Source organism: Corallococcus exiguus (assembly GCF_009909105.1).
Taxonomy (GTDB): domain Bacteria; phylum Myxococcota; class Myxococcia; order Myxococcales; family Myxococcaceae; genus Corallococcus; species Corallococcus exiguus.
In genome coordinates, this window is record NZ_JAAAPK010000002.1 from 1,056,338 (window position 1) to 1,081,065 (window position 24,728).

General features: G+C 69.6%; 22 protein-coding genes. 3 read left to right on the forward strand and 19 right to left on the reverse strand.

Features of this window, described 5'->3' with window-relative positions; all coding sequences use genetic code 11:
* Positions 1-11 precede the first annotated feature (11 nt).
* Positions 12-1,709: a dihydroxyacetone kinase family protein gene (locus GTZ93_RS10650; RefSeq protein WP_161662776.1), complete on the forward strand. Its 1,698-nt coding sequence runs from the start codon at positions 12-14 to the stop codon at positions 1,707-1,709.
* Between the two features lie 6 nt (positions 1,710-1,715).
* Here the strand turns inward: GTZ93_RS10650 and GTZ93_RS10655 are convergent, their stop codons facing one another.
* From GTZ93_RS10655 to GTZ93_RS10665, 3 genes are read right to left on the reverse strand one after another with little or no spacing between them, the layout of a single operon-like run.
* Entirely contained in the window at positions 1,716-2,186 is a 471-nt protein-coding gene (locus GTZ93_RS10655) for an NUDIX hydrolase (RefSeq protein ID WP_139915506.1), read from the reverse strand.
* Positions 2,187-2,231: 45 nt separating this feature from the next.
* On the reverse strand, positions 2,232-2,702 hold the full coding sequence (locus GTZ93_RS10660) for an NUDIX hydrolase (protein WP_139915507.1): 471 nt from the start codon (positions 2,700-2,702) through the stop codon (positions 2,232-2,234).
* Positions 2,699-4,120 carry a DUF2380 domain-containing protein gene (locus GTZ93_RS10665; RefSeq protein ID WP_139915508.1) on the reverse strand — a complete coding sequence of 474 codons (1,422 nt, stop codon included), beginning with the start codon at positions 4,118-4,120 and terminating at the stop codon, positions 2,699-2,701. The genes GTZ93_RS10660 and GTZ93_RS10665 overlap by 4 nt, the downstream gene beginning before the upstream one ends.
* Before the next feature lie 288 nt (positions 4,121-4,408).
* Between GTZ93_RS10665 and GTZ93_RS10670 the strand changes: the two genes are divergently transcribed.
* Entirely contained in the window at positions 4,409-6,520 is a 2,112-nt protein-coding gene (locus GTZ93_RS10670) for a zinc metalloprotease (protein WP_257978951.1), read from the forward strand.
* On the forward strand, positions 6,517-6,840 hold the full coding sequence (locus tag GTZ93_RS10675; protein ID WP_161662763.1) for a hypothetical protein: 324 nt from the start codon (positions 6,517-6,519) through the stop codon (positions 6,838-6,840). Before GTZ93_RS10670 ends, GTZ93_RS10675 begins: the two co-directional genes overlap by 4 nt.
* A 2-nt stretch (positions 6,841-6,842) precedes the next feature.
* Here GTZ93_RS10675 and GTZ93_RS10680 read toward each other — a convergent pair whose 3' ends face one another.
* The 16 genes from GTZ93_RS10680 to GTZ93_RS10755 form a co-directional block, all read right to left on the reverse strand.
* Positions 6,843-8,354: a PH domain-containing protein gene (locus GTZ93_RS10680; RefSeq protein ID WP_139915509.1), complete on the reverse strand. Its 1,512-nt coding sequence runs from the start codon at positions 8,352-8,354 to the stop codon at positions 6,843-6,845.
* On the reverse strand, positions 8,344-8,829 hold the full coding sequence (locus GTZ93_RS10685; protein ID WP_120579581.1) for a PH domain-containing protein: 486 nt from the start codon (positions 8,827-8,829) through the stop codon (positions 8,344-8,346). The genes GTZ93_RS10680 and GTZ93_RS10685 overlap by 11 nt, the downstream gene beginning before the upstream one ends.
* Positions 8,830-8,924: 95 nt before the next feature.
* Positions 8,925-9,617, reverse strand: coding sequence for a VOC family protein (locus GTZ93_RS10690; protein WP_139915510.1), 693 nt, complete (start codon positions 9,615-9,617; stop codon positions 8,925-8,927).
* Positions 9,618-9,660: 43 nt separating this feature from the next.
* A complete protein-coding gene (locus GTZ93_RS10695) occupies positions 9,661-9,960 on the reverse strand; it encodes a PRC-barrel domain containing protein (protein ID WP_180945996.1) in 300 nt (99 codons plus the stop codon).
* A gap of 21 nt (positions 9,961-9,981) precedes the next feature.
* A complete protein-coding gene (locus GTZ93_RS10700; protein WP_390624860.1) occupies positions 9,982-10,203 on the reverse strand; it encodes a hypothetical protein in 222 nt (73 codons plus the stop codon).
* A gap of 96 nt (positions 10,204-10,299) precedes the next feature.
* Positions 10,300-11,991, reverse strand: a complete 1,692-nt coding sequence (locus GTZ93_RS10705) for an ATP-binding protein (protein WP_139915511.1) — start codon at positions 11,989-11,991, stop codon at positions 10,300-10,302.
* A 201-nt stretch (positions 11,992-12,192) separates the two neighbouring features.
* Positions 12,193-13,557 carry a multicopper oxidase family protein gene (locus tag GTZ93_RS10710; protein ID WP_257978952.1) on the reverse strand — a complete coding sequence of 455 codons (1,365 nt, stop codon included), beginning with the start codon at positions 13,555-13,557 and terminating at the stop codon, positions 12,193-12,195.
* Positions 13,544-14,884, reverse strand: coding sequence for a TolC family protein (locus GTZ93_RS10715; protein ID WP_139915513.1), 1,341 nt, complete (start codon positions 14,882-14,884; stop codon positions 13,544-13,546). The genes GTZ93_RS10710 and GTZ93_RS10715 overlap by 14 nt, the downstream gene beginning before the upstream one ends.
* Before the next feature lie 213 nt (positions 14,885-15,097).
* The gene (locus tag GTZ93_RS10720; RefSeq protein WP_120579577.1) at positions 15,098-15,751 is read right to left on the reverse strand and encodes a methyltransferase family protein; all 654 of its coding nucleotides are present in this window, start codon (positions 15,749-15,751) and stop codon (positions 15,098-15,100) included.
* A gap of 65 nt (positions 15,752-15,816) precedes the next feature.
* On the reverse strand, positions 15,817-16,362 hold the full coding sequence (locus GTZ93_RS10725; protein ID WP_121780416.1) for an RNA polymerase sigma factor: 546 nt from the start codon (positions 16,360-16,362) through the stop codon (positions 15,817-15,819).
* Positions 16,359-19,493 carry an efflux RND transporter permease subunit gene (locus GTZ93_RS10730; protein ID WP_257978953.1) on the reverse strand — a complete coding sequence of 1,045 codons (3,135 nt, stop codon included), beginning with the start codon at positions 19,491-19,493 and terminating at the stop codon, positions 16,359-16,361. The genes GTZ93_RS10725 and GTZ93_RS10730 overlap by 4 nt, the downstream gene beginning before the upstream one ends.
* On the reverse strand, positions 19,477-20,667 hold the full coding sequence (locus GTZ93_RS10735) for an efflux RND transporter periplasmic adaptor subunit (RefSeq protein ID WP_139915514.1): 1,191 nt from the start codon (positions 20,665-20,667) through the stop codon (positions 19,477-19,479). Before GTZ93_RS10735 ends, GTZ93_RS10730 begins: the two co-directional genes overlap by 17 nt.
* A complete protein-coding gene (locus tag GTZ93_RS10740) occupies positions 20,664-21,893 on the reverse strand; it encodes a TolC family protein (protein ID WP_139915515.1) in 1,230 nt (409 codons plus the stop codon). Before GTZ93_RS10740 ends, GTZ93_RS10735 begins: the two co-directional genes overlap by 4 nt.
* Before the next feature lie 105 nt (positions 21,894-21,998).
* Positions 21,999-22,316, reverse strand: a complete 318-nt coding sequence (locus GTZ93_RS10745) for a hypothetical protein (protein ID WP_139915516.1) — start codon at positions 22,314-22,316, stop codon at positions 21,999-22,001.
* A 76-nt stretch (positions 22,317-22,392) separates the two neighbouring features.
* The gene (locus GTZ93_RS10750; protein ID WP_139915517.1) at positions 22,393-23,259 is read right to left on the reverse strand and encodes a peptidoglycan recognition protein family protein; all 867 of its coding nucleotides are present in this window, start codon (positions 23,257-23,259) and stop codon (positions 22,393-22,395) included.
* Between the two features lie 218 nt (positions 23,260-23,477).
* Complete coding sequence (locus tag GTZ93_RS10755; protein ID WP_139915518.1) at positions 23,478-24,581, reverse strand: ornithine cyclodeaminase family protein; 1,104 nt, start codon at positions 24,579-24,581, stop codon at positions 23,478-23,480.
* Positions 24,582-24,728: the final 147 nt, after the last annotated feature.

The window sequence follows — 24,728 nt, forward strand, 5'->3', positions numbered from 1 at the left end:
AGGAGTCGATGGTGAAGAAGCTCGTCAATGCGCCGCGCGCGGTGGTCCAGGAGATGTTGGAGGGGTTCGTGGCGCTGGCGCCGGGCCAGGCGTTGCTGGAGGGGGAGACGGTGGTGGTGCGCGCGGACGTGCCGGCGGCGCTGGGGGCGAGGAAGGTGGCGGTGTTGTCGGGTGGGGGCAGCGGCCACGAGCCGGCGCACGCGGGCTACGTGGGGACGGGGATGCTGCACGCGGCGGTGGCGGGAGATGTGTTCACGTCGCCCAGCACGGACGCGGTACTGGCGGCGATCCGAGCAGTGGCGGGGACGGCGGGGGCGCTGCTCATCGTGAAGAACTACACGGGGGATCGGCTCAACTTCGGGCTCGCGGCGGAGCTGGCGCGAGCGGAGGGGATTCCGACGGAAGTGGTGGTGGTGGCGGACGACGTGGCGCTGCGGGACACGGTGGAGCCCGAGCGGCGCCGGGGCATTGCTGGCGTGGTGCTGGTGCACAAGGTGGCGGGGGCCGCGGCGGCGGCGGGAGCGTCGCTGGCGGAGGTGGCGCGCGAGGCCTCCGAAGCGGCTGCGGCGCTGGGCAGCATGGGCGTGGCGCTGGGGCCGTGCACGGTGCCAGCGGCGGGCCGGCCGGGCTTCACGTTGGGGGAGGGCGAGGTGGAGTTGGGGCTGGGCATCCACGGCGAGCAGGGCGTGCGTCGCGTGGCGTTGCAGCCCGCGGACGTGCTGGCGGACACGTTGTTGTCGACCATCGTGGAGGACCGGAAGGTGGCCCGGGGCGACCGGGTGGCGTTGATGGTGAATGGGCTGGGAGGGACGCCGCCCATGGAGCTGGCCATCGTGACGCGCCGGGCGCTGGCGTTCCTGGCGGAGCGAGGCGTGACGGTGGAGCGCGCGTGGCAGGGCACGTTCCTGTCGGCGTTGGAGATGCCGGGGTGTTCGCTGACGTTGCTGAAGGTGGATGACTCGCGGCTCGCGCGGTTGGACGCGCCGACGGAGGCGCCAGCGTGGCCGGGTCGGGGGCAGGTGGTGACGCGGCGCCAGGTGGTGCCCACGCGCGCCGCGCTGCCAACGGTGAAGGGGCATCCGAAGCCGCAGCCAGAGATGCCACAGGTGCGGGCGGCGGCGTTGGCGGTGGCGGACGCCTGGGACGCGGCCGAGGCTCGGCTGACGGAGCTGGACAGCAAGGCGGGGGATGGGGACCTGGGCTTGAGCCTGGCGCGTGGCGCGGCGGCGATCCGCGCGTTGCCGGAGGGGGCGTGGGCCACGCCGTCGGGTGCGTTGACGGAGCTGGGACAGGCGTTGCGCCGGGCCATTGGTGGCAGCTCCGGGCCGTTCTACGCGACGGCGCTGCTGCGTGCGGCGCGCTTCCTGGCGAGCAAGCCGTCGGACGCAGCGGCCTGGGCGAAGGCGTTCGAAGTGGGTGTGGAAGCGGTATCGGAGCTGGGCGGGGCGAAGCCGGGAGACCGGACGATGGTGGATGCGCTGCACCCGGCGGCGGTGTCGCTCGTGCGCGCGGTCCGGGAGGGGAAGATGCTGGGGGAGGCGTGGGCGGAGGCGACGCACGCGGCGGAGCAGGGCGCGGAGGCGACCGCGAGCATGTCGCCGCGACTGGGCCGGGCCAGCTACCTGGGTGAGCGCGCGAAGGGGGTTCCGGACGCGGGGGCGGTGGCGGTCGTGATCTGGATGAAGGCGCTGGGTGTGCGCGCGGGGTGACGCGGATCAGGCTTCGTGGTCGGGCAGGAGCGTGAGGAGGAGTGCGTCGTCGGGGTCGAGTGGGCGCCAGCCGGGTGGCGGCGGGTGCGCGCGTAGCGCCGCCATGAGCTGATCCGCACGCTGCTGGTGGGACTCTGGCGTGTAACCGCTCCAACGGCCGAGCGCCTTGGCGACCGCGAACCGTGACGCATCATCCGTCACGGCTGGCCAGCCTTGGGGAAGGCTTTGCGAAAGCATGCGCACGAGTATGCCGCGTACAAACCGAGTGACATGGTTGCGCTGCTCTGCCTCGGCGAACAGCCCGCTCAGGATCTGGGCACCTGCGATGTCGCCCTTTCCCAAATCCTCTGCCAGTTCCACCAGCGAAGCAGTGGGGCGCGCATCGGCGAAGGCAGTGAGCGAATCGTAACCGCGCTCGCGAACCTGCTCGCAGAGACGTGCCTTCCAGTCGCCACGCCAGGAGCGTCCGTCGGTCATCGTTGCCCTCCGACAAGAAGCGAAGCTGGAGTTGCTCCGCGAAGATCACGCCTCATCGTCTGGAAGAATCATGAGGAGCAATTCGTCATCTGGACCGAGCGGGTGCCAGCCGGGCGGAGGAGGTGACGCGAGAAGTGAGTCACCTGCCCGGGTGACGCGCGCCTCGTGGGTCTCTGGCGTGAAGGCGCCCAAGCGGGCAATCAGCTTGATCACCTGGAACCGGGTCGCCTCATCCGTGATGACGGGCCAGCCCTCGGGAAAATCCCCTGCCAACTCGCGCGCGAAGACATCGCGCAGAAGGCGAGTCACCTGCCGACGGTGCGCCGCCTCGGAGAGCAGACCGTGGAAGACCTGAATCACGGCAACATCGTCCTTGCCGAGTTCCGATGCGAGCTTCTGCAAGGGAACGGTGGGACGCGAGTTGGCGAAGTCCGAGAGCGAGGTGTGACCGCGTTCGCGGACTCGCTCATAGAGTCGAACCTTCCAGTTTCCCTGCCACGAGCGTCCGTCGGTCATCGCCGTCTCGAGGGAACGAAGCGCACCGGAATGTCGTAGATGTTCATGTACTGCGCCACGATGTCCAGGACCTCGTTTCGCGTCAACGTCTGGCCAAAACGGGTTTCCGCTTTGCGGAGTTCACTCATGATCAATTGGTTCCACTCCCTGGGCCACAGGCGTCCCAGCCTCCAGTCGCCGCCGCCGTGAATCGCTTCGTGGTGTGACTGCTCCAGCCGGACGCAGAACTGGTCGATGCTCATCTCGCCCGTGAACCCGCGCTTCTCGAACCACTCGCGATGCTCCTGCGGCAGGACGTGGTGCTTCGGTGCGCTGGACATCCCGGCTCCGGCCCTGCCGGTCTCGTGCATGGCGCGGACTTCTGGACTGTCTCCCAGCGCCTCGCGCACTCCCTTGGGCAGGTCCTGCTTTGCCTGCGCCATCAGCACCTGACCCGCGTGGATCCGGACCGCCGCGCCGACGACGGGCGCGGAGATGACGCCCGCCTGCACCAGCCTGCGCATCCGCTCGACCCACTCGGCGGTGACGACGATGCGCGAACCGAGCATCACGCCTCCCGAGCCCATCACGAACCCCACACCGAGCGTGACGGGCGCAGCGGGGGGCGGCCTGGGCAGCGTCGCCTTCAGGGCTGATACCAGCGTGACCATTTCGAGGAACTGGGCCGCCGCGACGACCCGCCCGCCGCGCTCCATTGCTACGCGTGCGTCTTCCTGGATGGTCTGAAACTCTCGGCTGAGTTGCCCCATCAGTTCGGGCATCGCGGTCGCCGTAGCCTGCACCTTGTCGGAGTCCATCGACGCGAGCGACGTCATGGCGGGCTCGATCCGTTTCCGCACACGGTCCAGGTCCACGAACAGCCGCTCGACTCCGTAAAAGGGGCACTCCTGCTGAATGACCTCCGCGAGCCGCAGGAAGTCGAGCCACGTGGCCAGAAGCATCGCTCCTGACATGACAGCCTCGATGCGCGGACCTGTCAGGCGGAGGATTCCTGCTCGCATGTCCTCGTCCTCGATCGTCTCCGATGCGTCCGCGAGCGAGGTGACTCTCGCCGTCGCGCCCCGCAGCCATGGCACCTGGATGGAGCCGTAGTCGGTGTAACGGGTGAAGATACCGTCGGAACCTCCCAGGCCCTTCGTGTTCGCAGCGAGCCTGGGGAGCGTCCGGGCGACGCCATCCACGGTGTCCTTCACCTCCCCAAGGACTTCGATGACGGCCTGATGGGTGAGGGGCGCGGACGGTTGACCGCCTCTCCGGAGCCGCGTGTCAGGGGCGCGCCGACGCTCCGGCGAGTCCGTTGGTGCGAAGGCCGCCCTCTGGCGAAGCACATGCGAACCACTATGGCGCTCGGGCGCCTCCACGCTCGCGCATCCTGAAACAATCAAGACCGCGCACAGCGCCAAGACCCCTTCGCGCATGAGTTCCTCTCCAGGGGGCGCAAACCCTTGCGACGCATTGGCAGACCCACCACGTTAGCGGAGGACGCCAGGTCTGGAGGCCGGATGAAAGACTCACGCAAGGATGGGATGAAGAACCCGACACCCCGCTCTCCACAACAAGGGGGAATGGGGAGGGCCGACACCCAGGCAATGGGCGGCAAGGCTGCCACCAGTCAGGGGAGCTCGATGCCAGGCGCCATGGGTGGAAGCTCGGCAGGTGCCATGGGCGGTGGCATGGCCACGGGAGCCGCGCCAGGAATGCGGGCGATGAGCCCCTCCACCGGCAATGGCGCTGGCAAGGGTGGGCATGGCGGTATGGGTCCCCGGGACGGCCCGCCGAGGCCCCTGCGCAAGTGCGGCACCATGGATGTTCATCGCCGCCTCCTCAGCACCCTTCCCGATTACGTCAAGGCACGAGACCGCATCGAGAACCTGGTGCTGGCCTTTCAGCGCGGACAACGAAAACAGGAGCGCCAGGGCGTCGTCCAGATTCCTGTCGTGGTCCATGTCGTCTGGAATACCGCGCAGCAGAATATCTCTGACGCGCAGATCCAGAGCCAGATGGACGTGCTCAACCTGGACTTCCGGGAGAAAAACCCAGACATCTCACAGGTCCCCGCGGCATTTCAGGGCCTGATCGCTGACGCGAGGGTGGAGTTCTTCCTGGCCTCGCGCGCACCGGATGGTGGTCCCACCCAGGGAATCACGCGGACCCAGACGAACACCGCGTCCTTCCAGAGTGACGACCGGGTCAAGTCACAGGCAACGGGCGGAGCCGACCCATGGCCTGCCGACAGGTACCTCAACCTCTGGGTCTGCAATCTCGCGGGCGGACTCCTGGGATATGCCCAGTTTCCTGGAGGGCCAGCCGCCACCGACGGCGTTGTCATCACCTACACCGCCTTCGGTACGACAGGGACGGCGGCGGCTCCCTTCAATCTCGGGCGCACGACGACGCATGAGATTGGCCACTGGTTCAATATGTATCATATCTGGGGAGATGACGGGACCGGCTGCAAAGGGTCGGATGAGGTCCTCGACACTCCGAACCAGGCGGGGCCGAACACGGGCGTCCCGAACTTCCCGTGCATCAGCTGCAACAATGGACCGAATGGCGACATGTTCATGAACTACATGGACTATGTCGACGACCTCAGCATGGTGATGTTCTCGCTGGGGCAGGTTGAACGGTTGGATGCCTGCCTTGATGGACCCCGACAGTCGTTCGTCACCGCGTCGGTTCCGCGGATCACTCCCGCCGGGCCCATCGTGTCGTGGGGCACCGACCGGCTCGACATCTTCGTGCAGGGAATGGATTCGGCGCTGTACCACAAGGCCTGGGACGGCACGGCCTGGAGCCCTTCCTTGACGGATTACGAGTCCCTGGGCGGCAGATGCAAGAGCCTCGCGGAGGTCGCATCGTGGGGCCCGGACCGGCTCGACGTCTTCGTGCTGGGAATGGACTCGGCGCTGTATCACAAGGCCTGGGACGGCACGGCCTGGTGGCCGACGCCCACCGACTGGGAGGGATTGGGCGGCCTGTGCGGGAGTCCTCCAAGGGCCTGCTCCTGGGGACCGGACCGGCTGGATGTCTTCGTGCTGGGAGCGGACTCGGCGCTGTACCACAAGGCCTGGGATGGGACTGCCTGGAGGCCATCGCCCACCGACTGGGAGGGATTGGGCGGCGTGTGCGGGAGTCCTCCGGCGGCGGTTTGCTGGGGCCCGGACCGGATCGACATCTTCGTGCTGGGAATGGACTCGGCGCTGTACCACAAGGCCTGGGACGGGACTGCCTGGAGGCCGTCGCTCACCGACTGGGAGGGGCTGGGCGGCCTGTGCGCGAGTCCTCCGACAGCGGTCTCCTGGGGCCCGGACCGGCTGGACGTCTTCGTGCTGGGAACGGACTCGGTGCTGTACCACAAGGCCTGGGACGGGACTGCCTGGTTGCCGTCACCCACCGACTGGGAGTCGTTGGGCGGCCTGTGCGCGAGCGCCCCGTCGGTGGTCTCCTGGGGCTCGGGCCGGCTCGATGTCTTCATGCTGGGAACGGACTCGGCCGTGTATCACAAGGCCTGGGATGGCAATGCCTGGTGGCCGTCACCCACTGACTGGGAGTCGCTGGGCGGTCTGTGCGCGAGTCCTCCCAAGGCGGTTTCCTGGGGGCCGGACCGGCTGGACATCTTCGTGTTGGGAACGGACTCGGCGCTGTACCACAAGGCCTGGGATGGCAATGCCTGGTGGCCGTCACTCACCGGCTGGGAGTCGCTGGGCGGCACCCTCACGACCTTGCGTGAAGGCGTCATGGCGGCACCCCTGCCGTTGCCGCAGGCGGCGCGTGACATCCGTCCCACGAGCGCGGGCATTCACGGGCGCGCATGAGCTCGCTGCCAACATCTCTCTTCCGCCGCTGGGGGCACTCCTTCGAGGAGGATGCCCCCGGGGCGGCGGTGTACAGGCCGACGGACTACGCGTTTCCGCGGGCACGTGGCCGCGGCGGCATCGAGTTCAGGCCCGATGGATCATTCATCGAGTGGGCCATCGGCCGGGGGGACGCCGCGCAGCCCATCCGGGGCAGCTGGACAGAAGAGGGGAATGGTCGCCTTCGGATCCACTTCGACGGAGACGTCCAGCCAGCCCAGACGTTGGACGTCCTGGAGGTCAATGACTCCATCCTGCGGTTGAAGCAACGGGGGGCGTAGGCCTATCCGGGAAGCCGTGCAGGCGAAATGCGACGCGCGGGACGCCGGGCAGGAAGCACGTCGATGAGCGACTGGGCCTCTTGCCAGCCCACGCTGGGCAGGACGACGTGGGAGCCCGCCACGTCGATGCGCACGTGTCCAATACCGTAGCCTCGCTCCAGTGGCCCCTGTATCGCGCGGGCAGACTGGATGCGGGAGCGCTGCACCACTGTCGTGCGCCTGCGCCAGAAGCCCTGTCGCACCACCACCAGGGCTTCCGTGATGAGCCATCCCTGGAAGCGCCAGTCGAACCAGGCGCCCAGCAACTGCGCGGGCAGCAGCAGCCATGCCACCGCGCCCCATGCTCCCCAGAACCAGGTCGCTGGCGCCGCCACCAACACGCTCAGGCCCACCGCGCGGACGCGTGCCCGCAGGAGTGCCTTGGGATGCGCTCGCTGGAATGGCATCGCATCAGGCAGCTCAGGCACGAACTCCCGCAGCAACTCCGGCATGCGCGCCGTGGGCACCACCGGCACCAACAGCTCCGCGCGGTCCGAGGCCTCCTTGCCCGTGCGGACGCCCGCCGTCTCCACCTCCACCGAACCGAAGCCCAGCGTGCGGCGCAGGAGCGGTTCATCCAGCACCACCTGCTGGATGCGCGCCCGCCGCACCGTCACCTGCCGGCGGGTGATCAGCCCTCCCACCGCTCGCAGGTGCGTGCCCGTGTCCACCAGACGGAAGCCGTGGAACTGCAACACGGCTCGCGCGCCACTCACCAGCCACAGGCCGAACAACCCCGCGAGCGCCGCCACCGTCGCGGCCAGCCAGCCCATGCCCGGCGCCGCCACTGCGTCCCAGTGCGCCTCCATCCACGGCAGCAGCAGCTTGTGGAAGGTCTCGGTGATTTCATGCAACGCGCCCATCACCACCGCGATGACGCCCAACCCCAGCGCGGTCGCGCCGTAGAGCAGCAGGCCTCCCAGGTGGGCTTCGGAGAGCACGCGTTCCTCCTGCCCGGCTTCGCCGGGCAGGAGCACCGTCGCCGTGCCTCCGCCTCGCACGGTCTGGAGTGCGTGGATCAACGCCTGTGCCTCCTCCGGCGTCAGTCCTCGCAGATGGCCGTCCGCCTTGCCTCCGGAGGCTGTCTCCACCTTCACCTCCACCAGCCCGAGCAGCTTCGACACGAAGGGCTGCAAGACCTCCGTGTTCTGCACCCGCGCGGCTTCGATGAAACGTGAGGTGCGCGTGAAGACGCCGGACCGGATCTCCAGCTGGGCATCCACCACGCGGTAGCTCGTCGTGGCCACTTCATAGAGCATGGCCGCGAGCAGCAGCACGGCCATGCTCAGCACGATCACCCAGAGGACCACCGGCAAGCCGCGCTCACCCGCGAAGTACGTGGGCAACAGCGCGCCGAGGAGCATGCGGCCAATCGTCCCCGACAGGGGCACCAACGCCGCGAGCGGCGCCTTCGCGCTCAGCCGCTTCCAGGACACCTCCTCCGGTGCGGCTAGCGCCACCGGCTCAAACGACATCGTCGGCCTCGCGGCGCACCAATCGCTCACGCAGGGCGTCCGCGGTCTCCCGCGTCAATCCGGGAATCTCACCGTCCGCGCCACTGCCCGCGGCCGTGTAGATCTGCAGGCGCGCGAGCCCCAGTGACCGCTCGATGGGGCCTTGGTGCACGTCCACGTGCTGGATGCGCCCGGCGGGGATGGACACCACTTCGTGCAGGAGCACGCCGTGGGAGATGACCAGGTCGTGCTCGCGCAGCGCCCAGCCCCAGCGCTCATGCGCGCGTTGCGGATACCACGACGTCAACACGCTCAATCCCAGCACCACCGCGCACGGCAACAGGAACGGCCAGTGCTCGTTGCCAGCGAAGCTCAACCCCAGCGCCACGGCGAACGCGATTCCACCGTAGATGCCCATGCGCAGGAGCGCCCGGATGCGGAACAACGTGAGCGCTCCACGAGGAAGGCGTTCCAGCGTCGGCAGAGGGGCGGTCATGGGGAGCCTCCGAGGGGACCGCGAATGTACTCCATCAAGCCTGTAAAGCTGAACAGGGCTTCAAGTTCTTCCGGGTTGATGTGTCAGCGCACTCGCTACGGCGCCTGACGCAGGCCGAACGCGGCGCGGTGCGGATCCTCACACGGGGCGACGCGTGTTCCATCGGGCATGACGTGCGTGCCGTTGGCCACGAGCCCTCCACCTTCGACGACCGCCGCGAGCGCCCGGTCCAGGTCGTCGACAGCGAAGTAGAAGAGCCAGTGCGGATGGATGTGCGGGAGGCGCGCGGTGCTGCAGGCCGCCCCCACGCTGCGCCCGTCGTCCCGCCACGTGAACTGCTGATACGTCCCGACCTCAGGAGACAATTGGAGTGCTTCCGTGGGACGCCAGCCGAACAGGTCGCGGTAATGGGCGAAGGCGCGGGCCTGGTCGGCCGTGTGCAACTCGTGCCACGCCAGCTCCGCGTGTGTGTCTCGTCCGGTCCGTGAGGTCAGGGCGACGACCGCGCCCAGTGGATCCCGCAGCACGGTGGAAGCGACACCCTCCGCGGACCTCCGGGGCGGCCCGAGCCGCTCCGCGCCGAGCGCGACGAAGCGCTCCACGGAGGACTCCAGGTCGGGAACGTGGATGTGTCCCAGCCAGTGACCTGGTGCACCACGGGCGGCGGCGGCTTCGGGCAGCAAGGAGACTTCCCACGCGACGTCCGTCCCCAACACGGTCGAGTAGAAGCGCCGCGCCTCGTCGGGCCTGGGGGAGCGCAACTCGTACCAGCAGAAGCCGTTCTTCATCGGGCTTCTCGTAGTGGACGGGCCCGGAGGAGTAAAGCCGTGCTCAGCTGGGGGCGCTGGCGGTGTCCTGGGAGAGCACCTCACGGAGTTCATCGATGCTGACGGAGAGGAGCACGGTGTCACTCACCGAATGCACCAGTCGCGTCGGCACGTAGATGCGCCCCGCGTGGAAGTAGTTCCAGTAGACGCCGAACTGCTCGGAAGCTTCCGAAGTCAACTTCACCTGGATGGAGTCGATCTTCCAGGTCTCGCTGTCGATGGACAGGGTCTCCACGTTCCCGAGCACCTGTCCTCCGGCCGCGACGACCACGCGGCCCTGGACGACGCTTTCCGCGAATTGCATGAGGGCTGTTCCTCCGTTCACTCACAAAGATGGGGATGCCGCGAGCGAAGTGCCGTCATCCATCCGCAAGGGTGACGGACAGGGCTCCGTATGCCTGCCCAGCGAAGCAGGCGTGAGCCGGATGAGCTTCATCCGGGCGAGCAGCCGCATCACCTGCCACGTGGGATCCAGCTCGAAGCGCCTGGCGGCGAAGTCCGGGCTCGCTGGCCGGGTGTGGTGATGGTTCTGGAACAGCTCGCTCATGCTGGAAGAGGCTCTGGAAGAGGACGCTCAGGGACCAATGGGATGCGAAGAAGAAGGGGACCATGGAGGGGGAACCTCCTTCATGTCGGCCTCCTGTCAGGGGTGGCCCGAATCCCGTCCGGCGCGCTCCGACCCGTTCGGGTCCGCCTGGAACGGGCGGGCGTCCCAAGGCAGCATCAGGCGGAAGGTCGTTCCGGTGTCGGCGTCGCTCGTCAGCTCGACCCTTCCACCGTGCGCCTGGGCGCACCCCCACACCAGCGCCAGTCCCAGTCCCCAGCCCTTCGACGGCCCCGTCTTCGCGGAGCGGGTCCGGATGAAGGGCTTGAAGATGGCCGCCTGGTCGGCACGCGCGATCGTCGGCCCCTGGTTGTGCACGGAGGCTTGCGCTTGCTCGCCGGTCGCCGTGACAGTGAAGGTGATGCGGCTGTCGGCCGCTCCGTACTTGAGGGCGTTGGTGCCCAGGTTCCACAAGGCGCGGCGCAGCTCCTCGGCGCTCCAGATGCCCCGGACGTGCTCCTCCGCCTCGAGCACGAAGCGCTCTCCGTGGAGCATCGTCAGCTCCTCGACGACATCGTGGGCGATTCTTCCCAGGTCACACGTGTCTAGCCGGAGCGGCAGCCGTTGGCCCGCATGGATGCGATTGGCGTCGAGCAGGTCCCGTACCATCTGGTCCGCCCGTTCGATGTTCTGGTCGATCCGCAGCGCCAGGTCGCGTCGCGCCTCCAGCTTCTCCGGAGCCCGGAGGAGCGCGTGCGCCGCCATCTTCGCCGTCGACAAGGGGCCACGGAGATCATGGGCCAGGATGGTGACGAACTGCTCGCGGAGGCCGCGCTCGGTCTCGAGCGCTTCGACCTTCTCCTGGAGGTTCGTGTACAGCCGGGCGTTCTCCAGGTGGACGCTCAGGTGCTGGCCCAGCGTCTGGAGCCGCTGCTTCTCCCGGCCGGTGAACTCACGGGTGTCGGTCAGCCCGACGTAGAGCACGCCCGTCAGGGCCCGGTAGGCGGGCAGCCGGACCCCGAGCAGGGAGTGGAGCCCTCCCTGGCGGAGCGACTCGCTCACCTCGATCTTCGTGGTCGTGGCGTCCCGGAGGGAGCAGGTCTCCTCGCCCGCCTCCACGATGCTCCCGGGAAAGGACTTGGGGTCCAGGGAGGTCGCGTAGTGTTCCAGTTGCTCGTTGCCGGCTCCCGCGGAGGCCGCGGTGACCAGGCGCTCGTCCTCTGGCGCGTACAGCAACAAGGCGCAGCTCTGGGCGCCCATGGCCTCCAGGATGATTTCGAGCAGCTCCTTCAATTGGTTCCGGCTGCCCGGTTCGTCCAGCCTGAGGGCCTCGCCGGCCACTTTCTGGAGGAGCCGCAGGTAGCGCTTCTCCGTCTGTTCTTCTTCCAGCAGGTGCTTGCCGAAGAGGTCCGCGACGGACTCCATTGCGACGTTCAGCTCGGTGTAGAGCCGCTCGACGTCGTGTCCGTCGGGCCGCTCGCCGGGAGGCGTCGTGGCCCAGGTCTGGGTGATGCACCGTCCCAGGATGGCGAACTCCTCGACGACCTCCGCCACATGGAAGCCCTGGCGAAGCCGTGCGGACACATGACTTTCGACGTGCTGCCGCTGCTGGTTGTCGCCATCACCGCCCGATGCCCGCGCTTCCACGAGGGAAGCGAGATAGATGGGGATGACGTTCCTGAACTCGGGCTGGTCCAGGCCGCGGGCTGATGCGGCCCGGGTCGCCTCGTCCATCCAACACTGGATGATCTCCGAGTGATGGCTCCGGATGGCCTCCGCGATGCTCGCCATGGTCCTTCCCCTGTCATCAGAATCCCTTGGGGCCACACAATCCCTGGCGGATTCCAGACACGAGCAGCGCGGACGCCAGCGGGCATTGCCAGGCAGTTGATATCAAGGTGGCCGCCGCGGGCCCCTGATGCAACAGAAGGACCGATTGAGGATGTGCCTCAACCCCCGGGCGGCAGTCAGGCGTGAGGGCGGTCTGGCTGCCTAGACGTCGATGCCGTCCCGGCGCAGCTCGTCCGCCTGGGCGAGCTGCGCCAGCGTCCCCGGCGGCGGCGTGTACCAGCCGGGATCGCCATCTCCCTCCAGCCGGTCGCGCACCTTGAGGATCGTGAACATGCCTCCCATGGTGATCTCGTCGTAGGGGCCCTTGCCTCCGACCATGGCGATGGAGTTCGCGGGCATGGGCATGTGGTGCATGCCCGCCATGTCCCCCATGCCCGTCTGTCCCATGGTCATGTAGCCGGGCAGCAGTGGGCGCACCTTCGCGTCCAGGCCTCCGGGCTTCACTCCGATCATGTTCGGCAGTTCGTGACCCATCTGGTTCATCACGTGATGGGTCATGTGACAGTGCATGGCCCAGTCACCGGTTTCGTCCGCCACGAACTCGATGGTGCGCGTGCTCCCCGTGGGCACCAGCACCGTCGTCTCCGGCCACTGCGCGCTCTCCGGGATGCGGCCTCCGTCCGTGTCCGTGATGCGGAACTGGTAGCCGTGCAGGTGGATGGGGTGGTGGTCCATCGCGCTCAGGTTGCCGAAGCGGATCCGCACCCGCTCGCCCTTGCGCACCACCAGCGGATCCGTGCCCGGGAACGCCTTCGCGTTCATCGTCAGGATGTTGAAGTCCGTCATCTCGTTGGGATCCGGACGCCGCGTGCCCGGGTCGATGCGCCACTCGTGCAGCATGATGGCGAAGTCTCGGTCCACTCTTGGCCCCACCGGCTTGCGTGGGTGGATGATGAACAGGCCCACCATGCCCAGCGCCATCTGCGTCATCTCGTCGTGGTGCGAGTGATACATGCACGTCCCCGACTGACGCACCGTGAACTCGTACCGGTACGTCTCTCCCGGCGCGATGGCCTTCTGGTTCAGCCCACCCACGCCATCCATGCCGCTGGGGGTGAGGACGCCGTGCCAGTGTACCGTGGTGGACGCGGGCAGCCGGTTCGTGACGTAGAAGCGCACGCGGTCGCCCTCCACCACCTCGATGGTGGGCCCGTGCACGTGGCCGTTGTAGCCCCAGCACGTGGCCTTGAGGCCGGGCGCGAACTCGTGCTCCACCTCCTGGGCCACCAGGTGGAACACCTTCACGCCTCCAACGTACTTCCACGGCAGCTTCGCGCCGTTGGGCACGACGACGGGGCGGTAGCCACGGCTCGCATTGCCGCCCGTGTCCGCCGGGGCCTTCGCCACGGGCACACTCGATTGCGCCTGGGCGGCGCGGCCGTGCATCAGCAGGGCGCCCGTCGCCAACGTCGCGCCGGTGCGCGCGAGCAGCCCTCGGCGGGTGAGCGAGGGAGATTCGGACCGCGTGTCCTCGGCGGGGCCCTGGGGTTCGTCAGTGGGCTTCATGGTTCTCATGGGTGGGCTCGGGAGAAGAAGTGGGAGCAGGGACGGGCGCGGCGGTGGACGGCAGGCGTCCTCCCACGAGGCGCTCCAGGTCGGCTCGCGCCATCCAGTAGTCGCGGACCGTCTCCAGGTACGCCCTCCAGGCCTCCACCTGATCGCGTCTCGCGAGGAGGAGGGCGGGAAGGCCGATCTGCATGGCGTTGTACTGGCGTTGTGACTCCTCGACGATGGTGGTGCGCAGCGGGAGCACGACCTTCTGGTAGCGCTCCGCCATGTTCCGCAGCGTCACCAGCTTCGCCCTCGCCGCGCGCACCTCCGAGCGGGCGTTGACCGCCAGCTCCGTCAGCCGGTTCTCTCCCTGGCGGTGCTGCGCCTCCAGCTTCGCGATGAGCGCCTGACGTTGATCGAAGATGGGCAGCTCCAGCGACAGCGTGGGGCCCAGCAGGCGCGGTCCGTTCGCGTCGCGGTGCGTGTGCACGCCCACCTCCACGCGGCCGAAGAAGCGCGTGCTGCGCGCCAGCTCCAGCGCGTTCCACAACAGCGACGTCTGCTTGCGGGCCGCGTCGATGTCCAGCCGCTGCTCGATGGCCAGCGTCTCCAGGCGCTCCAGCGAGGACTCGGCGGCGGGGACCTCCGGCAGCTTCTGCGCCAGCGTCCACTGGACCCTCGCGCCGTACAGCCCCATCAGGCGGGTGAGGTGTTCGCGCGCTTCGACCAGCGCCAGCTCATCCTGGGCCAGCTCCAACCGCGCCTGCTCCAGCGAGGCCTGTTCGGTGGCCAGGGCCAGCACCGTGATGTTGCCCGCGGCGCGCTGCCGGTTGGACAGGTCCGCCGCCGCGTCAGCTGCCTGGAACACCTCTCTGCGCAGCGCGACCAGCTGCTGCCGGGCCTGCACCTCCGTGAACGCCTGTCGGACCTCCGCCGTGGTGGCCAGCGCCTCGTGCGCGACGCGCAGCGTGTCCGCCTGGAACTGCTCCTTCGCCACGCGCTTGCGCAAGGGCAGCGTGAAGAGGTCCACGAAGCTCTGGACGATGGAGAACTCGGTCTCGGTGATGCCGTCCGAGGACAGCGGGAAGCCGATGCTCCCGTCGAAGGACGGGTTGGTGAGCAGCCCGGCCTGCACCATGTCCGCCTGGGACACGCCCAGGTCCTCGTACGTCGCCTGGAGCGCGGGGTTGTTGAGCAGCGCCACCTCCACCGCACGGTCCGACGTGAGGTCGCCGGCCAGCAGGGCATCCAGGTGTTGCTGCACCTGCGCGTCCTCCGGCGTCCCTTGATTCCAGCGCGTCTTCAAGCCCGTTCGCTCCTCCACGAGTGTCGCCACTTCCATGTGGCCGCGCTCCTTCTGGATGGAAGCGCAGCCACCGAGCAGCAGAACCACGAAGAGCCAGGGGGATTTCCAATGCACACGAGACCTCGAAAAAGGATGTGCCCTGTTGAGCAAGGGTCGGGCCATCGCGTCAGGTAGCGCAACCCCACGGAATGACGGCGTCCGAAGGAACACGCTCGCATGGGCACTTCGTGCGAGGTGTGACCGCCAACGTCACACTGTGATGCGCGGCGCGGCGTCCAGGCCGGGGGCTTCGAGCCGCCCCACACCGGGGATGAAGCGGCCCACGCGCGCCGCGTAGCGCTGATAGGTGTCGCCGTGCAGGCGCAGCAGGTGCTCCTCCTCCAGCCGCACCTGGAGCGACACCAGCAGCACGTAGTCGAGCCAGCCCATCACGGTCCACGCGCTCGGGGTCGCGAGCGCCATGCCCGTCACCACGACGAGCATCCCGCTGAAGATGGGGTTGCGCACGACGCCGAAGAGGCCTCCCGTCACCAGCTCCGTCCGGTCCGAGTCGATGCCGATGCGCCACGACGCGCCCATCTCCACCTGGGCCCGCACGGTGAAGATGAACCCCACGGCCACCAGGGCCCAGCCAGTCCACCGGAGCGCGCCAGGGACCTGCCAAACGCCCAACGCCTGCTCACCGATGGCCAGGTGCGCCGCGCTCCAGAGCACGATGGCCCCCATGAACAGCGCCATGCCCACGCCGATGACCCGCTGGAGCGGCGGGCCGGAGCGGTGTAGCACCAGCGCCGGGCGGCCCGTGCGGCGGCGCAGGCGCACAGACGGCAACACCATGGCGAAGAGGAGGAAGGCGAGGGTGGCGGCGGGCAGGGCCGGCCGGGTGAAGGTGGCGACGTCCATGGGAGACCTCCAGCTGCGTTCCCCCAGGCTGACGCCCGGCCCCGCGCGCTCTTACACCTGATTTTTCACGCGGGCGCGCAGTCGCAGTCCACGCAGCCCTGCGCGCAGCAATGGCCGCACAGCTCCACCAACTGCTCGCCCAGGGCCTTCCGGGCGCGGTGCAGGCGCACGGCGGCGTTGTTGGCGGAGATGCCCGCCTCCTGCGCGTACGTGGCCACGGTGAGGCCCTCCAGGTCCACCCGGCGCACGGCCTCCGCGTACTCGGGCTTGAGCGTCCCCGCGAGCCCCGCCACGCAGCCGCACACCGTCGCCTCCAGGCCGTTGGCGTCCTCGGTGGACAGCGGCTGCTCGTGGGCCAGGGACTCCAGCGTGGTGACCTCCCGCTGGCCCCGGCGGTGGCGGTCCACCAGCGCGTTGCGCAGGAGCCGGTAGAACCAGGCCACCGCGCTCTGCTCCTCGCGCAGCGAGCCTCCCTGTTCCATGCCCTTCACGAACGCGGCCTGCAACACCTCGCGCGCCGCCTCCTGGCTCCCCACGCGCGGCGTGAGGAACGCGAGGAACGCGTGGTGATGGCGCAGCAGCGCGTCCATCGCTTCCGGTGACAGGCTCATGCCGGAAGCTTTCTAGCGGCCCTGCGCGCCTTGAACCGCTCCTGGAACCCGTGCACCAGCGCGTAGAACGTGGGCAGGGCCAGCAGCGTGAAGAGGGTGGACGTGACGAGCCCGCCGACCATCACCACCGCCAGCGGACGTTCAATCTCCGTCCCGTGCAGCGGCAGCACCAGCAGCGGCAGCAACCCGAGGATGGCCGTGCCCGCGGTCATCAGCTTGGGCCTCACGCGGCCGATGCTCGCCTCGCGCACGGCCTCCGCGAAGGGCTTGCCCCGGCCCATCAGGTCCTTCGTCTGCGCCACGAGCACCAGGCCGTTCTGCACCGCGATGCCGAACAGGCCGATGAGGCCCACCAGGCTGGACACGTTCCACGTCTCGCCCGCGATGAGCAGCGCGAGGATGCCGCCCACGAACGCGTCCGGCAGCGTGGCCAGGATGACCAGCGCCTCCGCTACCGAGTCCAGCGCGAGGTAGAGCAGGACGAACACCGCCATCAGCGCCAGGGCGATGGCCACCGTCAGCGCCTGCGCCGCGCGCTCCTGGCTCTCCACCTTGCCGCCCACGTCCACGAAGTAGCCCGTGGGCAGCTTCAGCTGCGTGGCCAGCACCTCCCGCACCTCCGCCGCCGTGCTGCCCAGGTCTCGGCCGGACACGCCCGCCTCCACCGCGATGCGCCGGCTGCCGGCTTCGCGGCGCACGCTCCCCGCGCCGGAGGTCTCCTCGATGGTGGCCAGCTGACTCAGCGGGATGCGCGTGCCGTCGTGCCCGTCCACCAGCAGGTTGCGGATGGCGTTCACGTCGCCCCGGCGGTGATCCGCCAGCCGGAGCACCAGGTCGTAGCGCCGCTGGCCTCGCCAGATCTGCGCGGACTCCTCACCCACGAGCCCCACGCGGACGGCCCGGATGACGTCGCCGGGCGTCAGTCCCACGCGCGCCACCGCCGCGCGGTTCACCGCGATGCGCAGCTGCGGCAGGCCGCTCAGCCGCTCCACCCGCAGATCCTCCACGCCGTCTACTTTCGACATCAACGCGCGCGTGCGCTCCGCGAGCTCCGAAAGCGTGTCCAGGTCCGGCCCGAAGACGCGCACGGAGAGGTCCGCGGGGCTGCCTCCCAGCCCCTCGTCGATGCGCATCCCCAGCGGCGTGGTGAAGAGCACCGACACGCCGGGCACCTTCCCCACCGCCTCGCGCATCCGCGACTCCAGCGTCTCGCGGCCTCCGAGGGTGTCCTTCTTGAGGACCACCAGCACGTCGGACAGGGTGTGGGGCATCGGGTCCTCGGTGCGCTCGGCGCGGCCGGTGCGGCGCACCACGTCCTCCACCTCCGGGAACTCGCGCAGCACGTCCTCCACGCGGTGGTTGAGGCGATCCACCTCGTCCAGTGACGCCTCCGCCGGCAGCACCGTCTGGAGCAGGAACGCGCCCTCGTCCAGCCGGGGCATGAAGTCGCTGCCCACCATGAAGGCCAGGCCCAGCGCAGGCACGGTGATGGCCAGCGCCACCACGCGCACCAGGCCTGCGTGGCGCATGCACTTGTCCAGGATCGGCGCGTACGCGGCCTTCACCTTGCGGATGATCCACACATCCTCCGGCGAGTCCTCGCGCGGCGCGCGCAAGAGGAGTCCCGACACCACCGGCACCAGCGTGAGCGCCAGCGCGAGCGACGCGGCCAGGCACGCCACCACTGCCGCCGCGAGCGGCTGGTACATGCGGCCCTCGATGCCCGACATCGCGAAGAGCGGGATGAACACCGAGACGACGATGAGCGTGGCGTAGGCGATGGGGCGGCCCACTTCCATCGCCGCCGCCAGCGCCTCGTCGCGCACCGAGCGGCGGCCCTTGCCCTCGCGCAGGTCGTGGATGACGTTCTCCACGACGATGATGGCCGCGTCCACCAACAGGCCCACCGCGATGGCGAGGCCTCCCAGCGTCATCGTGTTCAACCCGATGCCCGCCGCCTTGAGCAGCAGTCCCGCAAGCGCCAGCGACAGGGGTAGGGTGAGCGTAACGATGAGCGCCGCGCGCCAGTCCCCGAGCAGCAGGAAGAGCACGCCCACCACCAGGAACGCGCCCAGCAGGATGGCCCGGCCCACGCCTCCCAGCGCGGATCCCACCAGCTCCGATTGGTCATAGACGACGCGCAGATGCACGCCCGGTGGCAGCGAGCGTCGCAGCTCGTCGATGGCCGCGCGCACGCCCTCGGCGACGAGCACGGTGTCGGCGCCGAACTGCTTGCTCACGCGGCAGCTCACCACCTCGCCGTCCAGCCGGTGCGCCATGCCCCGGCGCGGCGCGGGGGCTTCGCGCACGTCCGCCACGTCTCCCAGCAGCACGGGCGTCCCATCCCGCAGCGCGACCACGGTGTTGTTCAGGTCCTCCACCGTCTCCGCCCGGCCTACCGCGCGCACGGCCCACTCCATGGGGCCCTGCGTGATGAAGCCTCCGGAGGCGTTGACGCTGGCGCCCTCCAGGCCGTGCTGCACCTCGTCCAGCGTGATGCCTCGCGCCACCAGTTGATCCGGATCCAGCAGCACCTGGAACTGGCGCAGGTAGCCGCCCAGCCGCTCCACGCCCGCGACGCCGGGCACCGCGAGCAGCCGGTTCTTGATGTCGAACTCCGCCAGGTCGCGCAGCGCCATCAGGTCCGCGCTGCCGGGCTCCGCCTCCAGCGTGAACTCGAAGACCTCATTGAGCCGGCCGGTGAGGCTGGACACGAGCGGCGTGTCGGTGCCGGGTGGCAGCTCGCTCGCGGCCTGCGCCACGCGCTCCGCGACGTACTGGCGGCTGCGGAAGTAGTCCGCGTCCGGTTCGAACTCGACCGTCACCTGCGTGACGCCCAGCTGCGAGGTGGAGCGGATGCGGCGCACCTCCGGCAGGCCCGCCAGCGCCACCTCCATGGGGATGGCCACCGCCGTCTCCAGCTCCTCGGCGCCCATGGCCGCGTTCTGCACGATGACGTTGAAGATGGGCGCGGACAGATCCGGGAACACGTCCTGGCGCAGGTTGCGGAGCGCCATCGCGCCAAAGGCCGCCAGCGCCAGGACGACGAGCACCGTCAGCCCGGGCCGAGAAAAGGACGCGCGGAGGATGCGCCCCGGCAGCGTCGTGCGCGGATCAGTGTCCATGCTCATCGCCTCCGCCCTGGGACTTCTCCACCTCGGCCTTGAGCAGGAACGCGCCCTCCACCACCACCTCGTCGCCCACGGCGAGCCCCTTCAGGACCTCCACCTGCGTGCCCAGGCTGCGGCCCCGGCCCACCTCGCGCTGCTCGAAGACGCCTGCCTCCGGCGTGGGCAGGAACGCCACCCAGCCATTCTCCAGCCGCTGGAGCGCCGCCGCGGGCACGGCCGTGAGCGTGGCGCCCGGCTCTCCCAGCGGGATGGACGCGGACGCGGACATGCCCGGCCGCAGGAACCCCTTGCCGTTGTCCAACTCCAGGCGCACGGGGATGGTGCGGCTGTGGGGATCCACGCGCTGCCCCACGTGGCCCACCTTCGCGGTGAACTCCTGGCCCGGGAACGCGGCGAAGGTGACGCGCGCGTCCGCGCCGGGCTTCAGGCGCACGGCGTCCCGTTCGAACGCGTGGACGATGAGCCACAGCGACGACAGGTCGCCCACGCGGAAGAGCGGTTGAGACGGGTCGGCCATCTGCCCCAGCCGTGCGGTGCGCTCCACGACGGTGCCGTCGATGGGCGCCTTGAGGACGAAGCCGGACGTGCCCTCACCGCTGGCGCTGCCCGCGCCCAACGCCGTGAGCGCGGCCTTCGCGGCGGCGACCTCCGCCTCCGCGGCTGCCGCGTCCGCTTCAGCGGCCTGCGCGTCCTTGCGCGCGACGATGCGTTCCTCGGCCAGCGTGCGCTTTCGGTCCGCGGCCTGCCGTGCGGCGGTGGCGCGGGCCTGGGTGGCCTGGAGGTCCGCGCGGGCTCGGCCCAGCTCCGGACTCTGGAGCTCCGCCAGCCGCTGGCCCTGCTTCACGGCCTGGCCCGTCGTCACGGCGACGGAGGCCACGCGCGCGGAGACCGGCGAGGACACCTCCGCGTAGGCGTCCTCACTGAAGGTCAATTCGCCCAGCGCGGTGACACTCTCTCCGCCCGGACGGGCCTCCACCTTCGCGGTGGTGACGCGCAGGTCCCGGAGCATCTCCTGGGGGACGTGCACGTGGATGACGTCACCGGACTCGACGTGGAGCTTCTCCTTGGCTTCCTCGTCGTGGCCGTGTTCGTGCGCGTCGTCGTGTTCCGCCTTGGAGGACTTGCAGGCGGTGAGGCCCACGAGGACGGACAGCAGCAGCAGCGTGGGCTTCATGGCAGGACTCCCGTTTCCACTTCCAACTGCACACGAGCAAGGGCCAATCGCAGCAGGCCGTCGAGCCACGCGGCCCGCGCCTCCAGCGTGTCGCGACGGACGAGGAGGAAGGCCGCGAGGTCCATCTCCCCGGCGTCATAGGAGCGCTGCGCCAGCGCCTCGTTGTCATCCAGGAGCGGCAGCACCTGCTCCAGGGTCCCGAGGGCGCCGAGGCTCGCGCGGTAGCGATACTTCGCGGCCTGGACCTGGGCGGGCACGACGGTGCGCGCGGCGGTCAGCTCCTGCTCGGCGCGGCTTGCATCCGCTTCCCCCACGAGGCGCGCTTCCTGGCCGCGAGCGAAGACGGGCAGGGGGACGCTGAGCGTTCCCAGGAACACCGTCTCGTCCGCCTCCTTCTGGTAGCGCGCGCCCACCGTCACGTCCGGCAGCACCTGGCGCCGGCCCAGCGTCGCGGCGGCCTTCGCCTGGACCTGCTCCTGTTCCAGGGCCACCAGGTCCGCGCGCGCTCCAGCGCCGTCCGTCACCTCGCGGACGGGCGCCCGCGCGAGTGAGCGCAGATCATCGTCGTAGGTCACCATGGGCCTCGCGCGGTAGCCCACGCGGACCTCCAGCTCTTCTCGCAGCGCGAAGATCTCGCCATCCGCGACCTGGAGCTCCGCGCGCGCCCGGGCGTGCGCCACCTTCGCCACGTTCACGTCCACGGCCGGAACGTCACCGGCCGCGTAGCGCTGCTCCGTGGCCTTGACGGTGCGCACCGCCGCTTCCGCCGCGGCCTCCACCAGCTTCTTCCGCTCCCCGGCTTGCAGGAGACGCAGGTAGGCGGCGGCCACGTCTCCCAGGAGGAGCCGCTCCGCGTCGCGCAGCCGGGCCTCCTCCATGGACAGGCCCGCGCGCGCCGCATCACGCCGCAGGCCCTGCTTGCCGCCCAGCTCGAAGGGCTGCGACAGGCCCAACGCGAGGTCCAGGCCGTAGACGCCATTGGGGAGCCGGCGCGGGCCTACCTGAACGTCGAGCTGGGGGTTCTCGCGCAGGAGCGGCGCGGCGCTCGCCAGGGGTCCCTGGGCTGCGCGGACGCGGGCCCGGGCCTCGACCAGCGCCGGGGCGTGCTCGCGCGCCAGGGCGAAGACGTCCTGGAGGGTGATGCGGGATGGATCCGCGCCACCAGGGCGCGGCCAGAGCAGGACGGCGGCCAGCCCGAGGGCGGCCGTCGCGGAACGGATGGGCACGGAAGAGGACCTCTGCGGAAGGCGGGCCGCGCGCACCCATGCACCCGGGCAGGAGGCCGGGCACACCGGTGGCGGGGCGCGTGCGAACGACGATGGACGCGGGCCTTAAGCGAGAGGAACTATGGGGACGTGCAGGATGTCATCCGCGTCGGCGGAGGACGGCTCCGAGGCTTCGGGAGTGATGGGAGCCTCCCGGAACAGGGAGCCTGCGAGGCCCGGCAGCGGCACTGCGACGGCCAGGGGCTTCGCGTGCGTGCAGCAGGCGCAGTCCACGCAGGTGGGAGCGCACTGGCCCTGCGCGTCGTCATCCGCGCAGCCCGTGAGGCACGTCTCCGCCTGCTGCGCCGGCCCGAAGGCATGCGCGAGCCCGCCCCCGATGGGAGCGAGCAGCATCAGGCAGATGAAGAGCCAGAGTCGGAGCACTGGAGCGGTCTTCTAGCACGCTCCGGTGGAAGTGCGCACGTCGTGAGGGCAGGGCGGGCGGCGCGAGGAGCGCTGCTCAGCCGCCAATGCCCTTGCGCAGCCGGGACCAGTCGAAGTTGGCCGCCGGATCGTCCTTGCGGCCCTTGGGCACGGCCACGTCCTTGTGCCCGACGATGTTCTTCGCCGGCACGTCGTACTCCTGCTTCAGGTAGCCCACGAGCTTCGTCAGCGACTTGTACTGCGCCTCCGTGAAGGCCGTCTTGCCGCTGCCGTCGTTGACGATCTCGATGCCGATGGAGCGCGCGTTCACGTCCGTGGGCACGCCGTGCAGCTCCCCCTTGCCCGCGTGCCACGCGCGCTTGGTGTCGCCGACCAGCTGGTAGATCTTCCCGTCGCGGTCCAGCATGTAGTGCGCGGACACCTTGCTGTCCGGGTTGCGCATCCACGACAGGTCCCCGGAGCCGTTGTTGGTGCCGGTGTGGTGCAGCACGATGGTGTCGATGTCCGCGCCGTTGCGCGAGTCGCTGTTGGGCGAGGGCGCGCTGATGACCGCGGGCTTGGTGAACTTCCCGGGCTCGGTGGGCGGAGGTGTCGTCGTCTTGAGCGCCTTCGTCAGCGCCGCCGCCGTCTGCGCCCCGTAGTAGCCGGTGGCGGAGATCTTGTTGGCCGTCTGGAACTTCTTCACCGCCGCCTCGGTCTGCGGCCCGAAGGAGCCGGCGCCCGAGTTCATCTGCGCCTGCGTCATGTAGCCCAGCTTCACCAGCCCCTGCTGAAGCTGCTTCACCTTCGCCCCGGAGTCGCCCTTGCCCAGGCCGGCCGGCGGCGCCGTGAGGGCCGTGGACGCGGCCGCGGCGCGCGCGGGAGCGGCGGTGCGGGGGGCCGTGGCGGCGGTGCTCGCGGGCGCGTTGGCGGTGGCGCGGGGGGTCGGGGCGCGGACGGTCATGGTGTACGATTCCAGGAATAGTGGATAGCTGTTGCTTTCGCGATTATCGGCGGCGTGTGCAGGAAGTTGTGTGCCGGGAGTGAAACGAAGCCGCCCCGACATCCGGCGTGGGGGCCGGGCATCGGGGCAGCGTCTTCGTCCGGGGCTACTCGAAGAAGGCGGGTGTCCCCCGCTGGAATGGCTGTCGTCCGGGCGGGCGGGTCGCCCTCTGGAGAACGTCAGCTGCCGGTGGCGCGGCGCGGCGACTCGGCGCGTCCGGCCACGTCACCCCGCACCAGCGAGTACGGGTCCAACGGGTCTCCACCCAGCGCCTCCAACGACACCAGGGTGCCCAAGTCCATGCGCCGCGCGTGCTCCAGCAGCAGGCGCGTCACCACGTGGTCCTCCAGCGCGTGGCCGGTGGAGTCGAACACGGTGTTGCGCTCGCGCCAGCCCTCGAACTCCTCCGGCTGCTGCACCACGGTGGCCAGGTCCGGGCCAATCTGGTCCGGGTGGAGCTGCTGACACTCGCCCTCCTGGCGCGCCTGGGCGGGAAAGTCCGGCACGACGAGGCTGCGGCGCAAGAGCGCCAGGGGCAGCTCCGCCTTGCCCGGCTGGTCCGAGCCCACCGCGTTGACGTGCGCGTGCGGCTGGAGCGCGTGGCCGGAGATGACGGCCCCCGCGCCCGGGGCAACGGTGGTCGCGGTGCAGAGGATGTCCGAGCGCATCTCCAGGTCCGGCAGCAGCGTGGGCCGCACATCCAGCCCCAGGAACGCCACGCGCCGCACGAAGGAGCGCGCCGCGTCTGGATCGATGTCGTGCACCAGCACCTGCTCCAACCGGAACACGCGGCTGAGCGCATGCAACTGAGACACGGCCTGCGCACCGCAGCCCACCAGCCCCAGCACCCGGCTGTCCGGAGACGCCAGGTAGCGGCTGGCCACCGCCGACGCCGCGCCGGTGCGCAGCGCCGTGGCGAACACCCCGTCCATCACCGCCGCCAGGTGGCCCGTCTTCACGTCATAGACGCTGTGGGATGCGACGAGCGTCGGCATTCCTGAGTCACCCCGGTTGCCGGGGAGGGAGGCGGACACCCTCACGGTCAAGCTGTCCCCGCGCCGCAGGGCGGGCATCCAGCCCATCGTCCCGGAAGGCCGCGAGTCGCTCACCACCTGGAAGCCCTCCCGCTTGGGGACCTGCAGGACGGACTCGTCGAACTCCCTCAATGCCACGGTGAGTGCGTGGATGAGCTCGTCCATCAGGACGTCCAGGCCCACGCCTTCCACGAGCGCGCGTAAGTCAGTGGGGCCGAGCAGCAGGGTGCGAGGAGCCGGGAGCGTCATGTACGCGGAGTCTACGCCCCTGACAGGAATTGCAACGGGTCAGTTTTGATTGCGAATTCCTGTCTTGCTGTGGCTTTTGAATACAGGTGCAGGGAACAAGGCGGAGAAGGGGCTGTGTTGGAAGCGGGCGCCCGACATCCGGCGGAC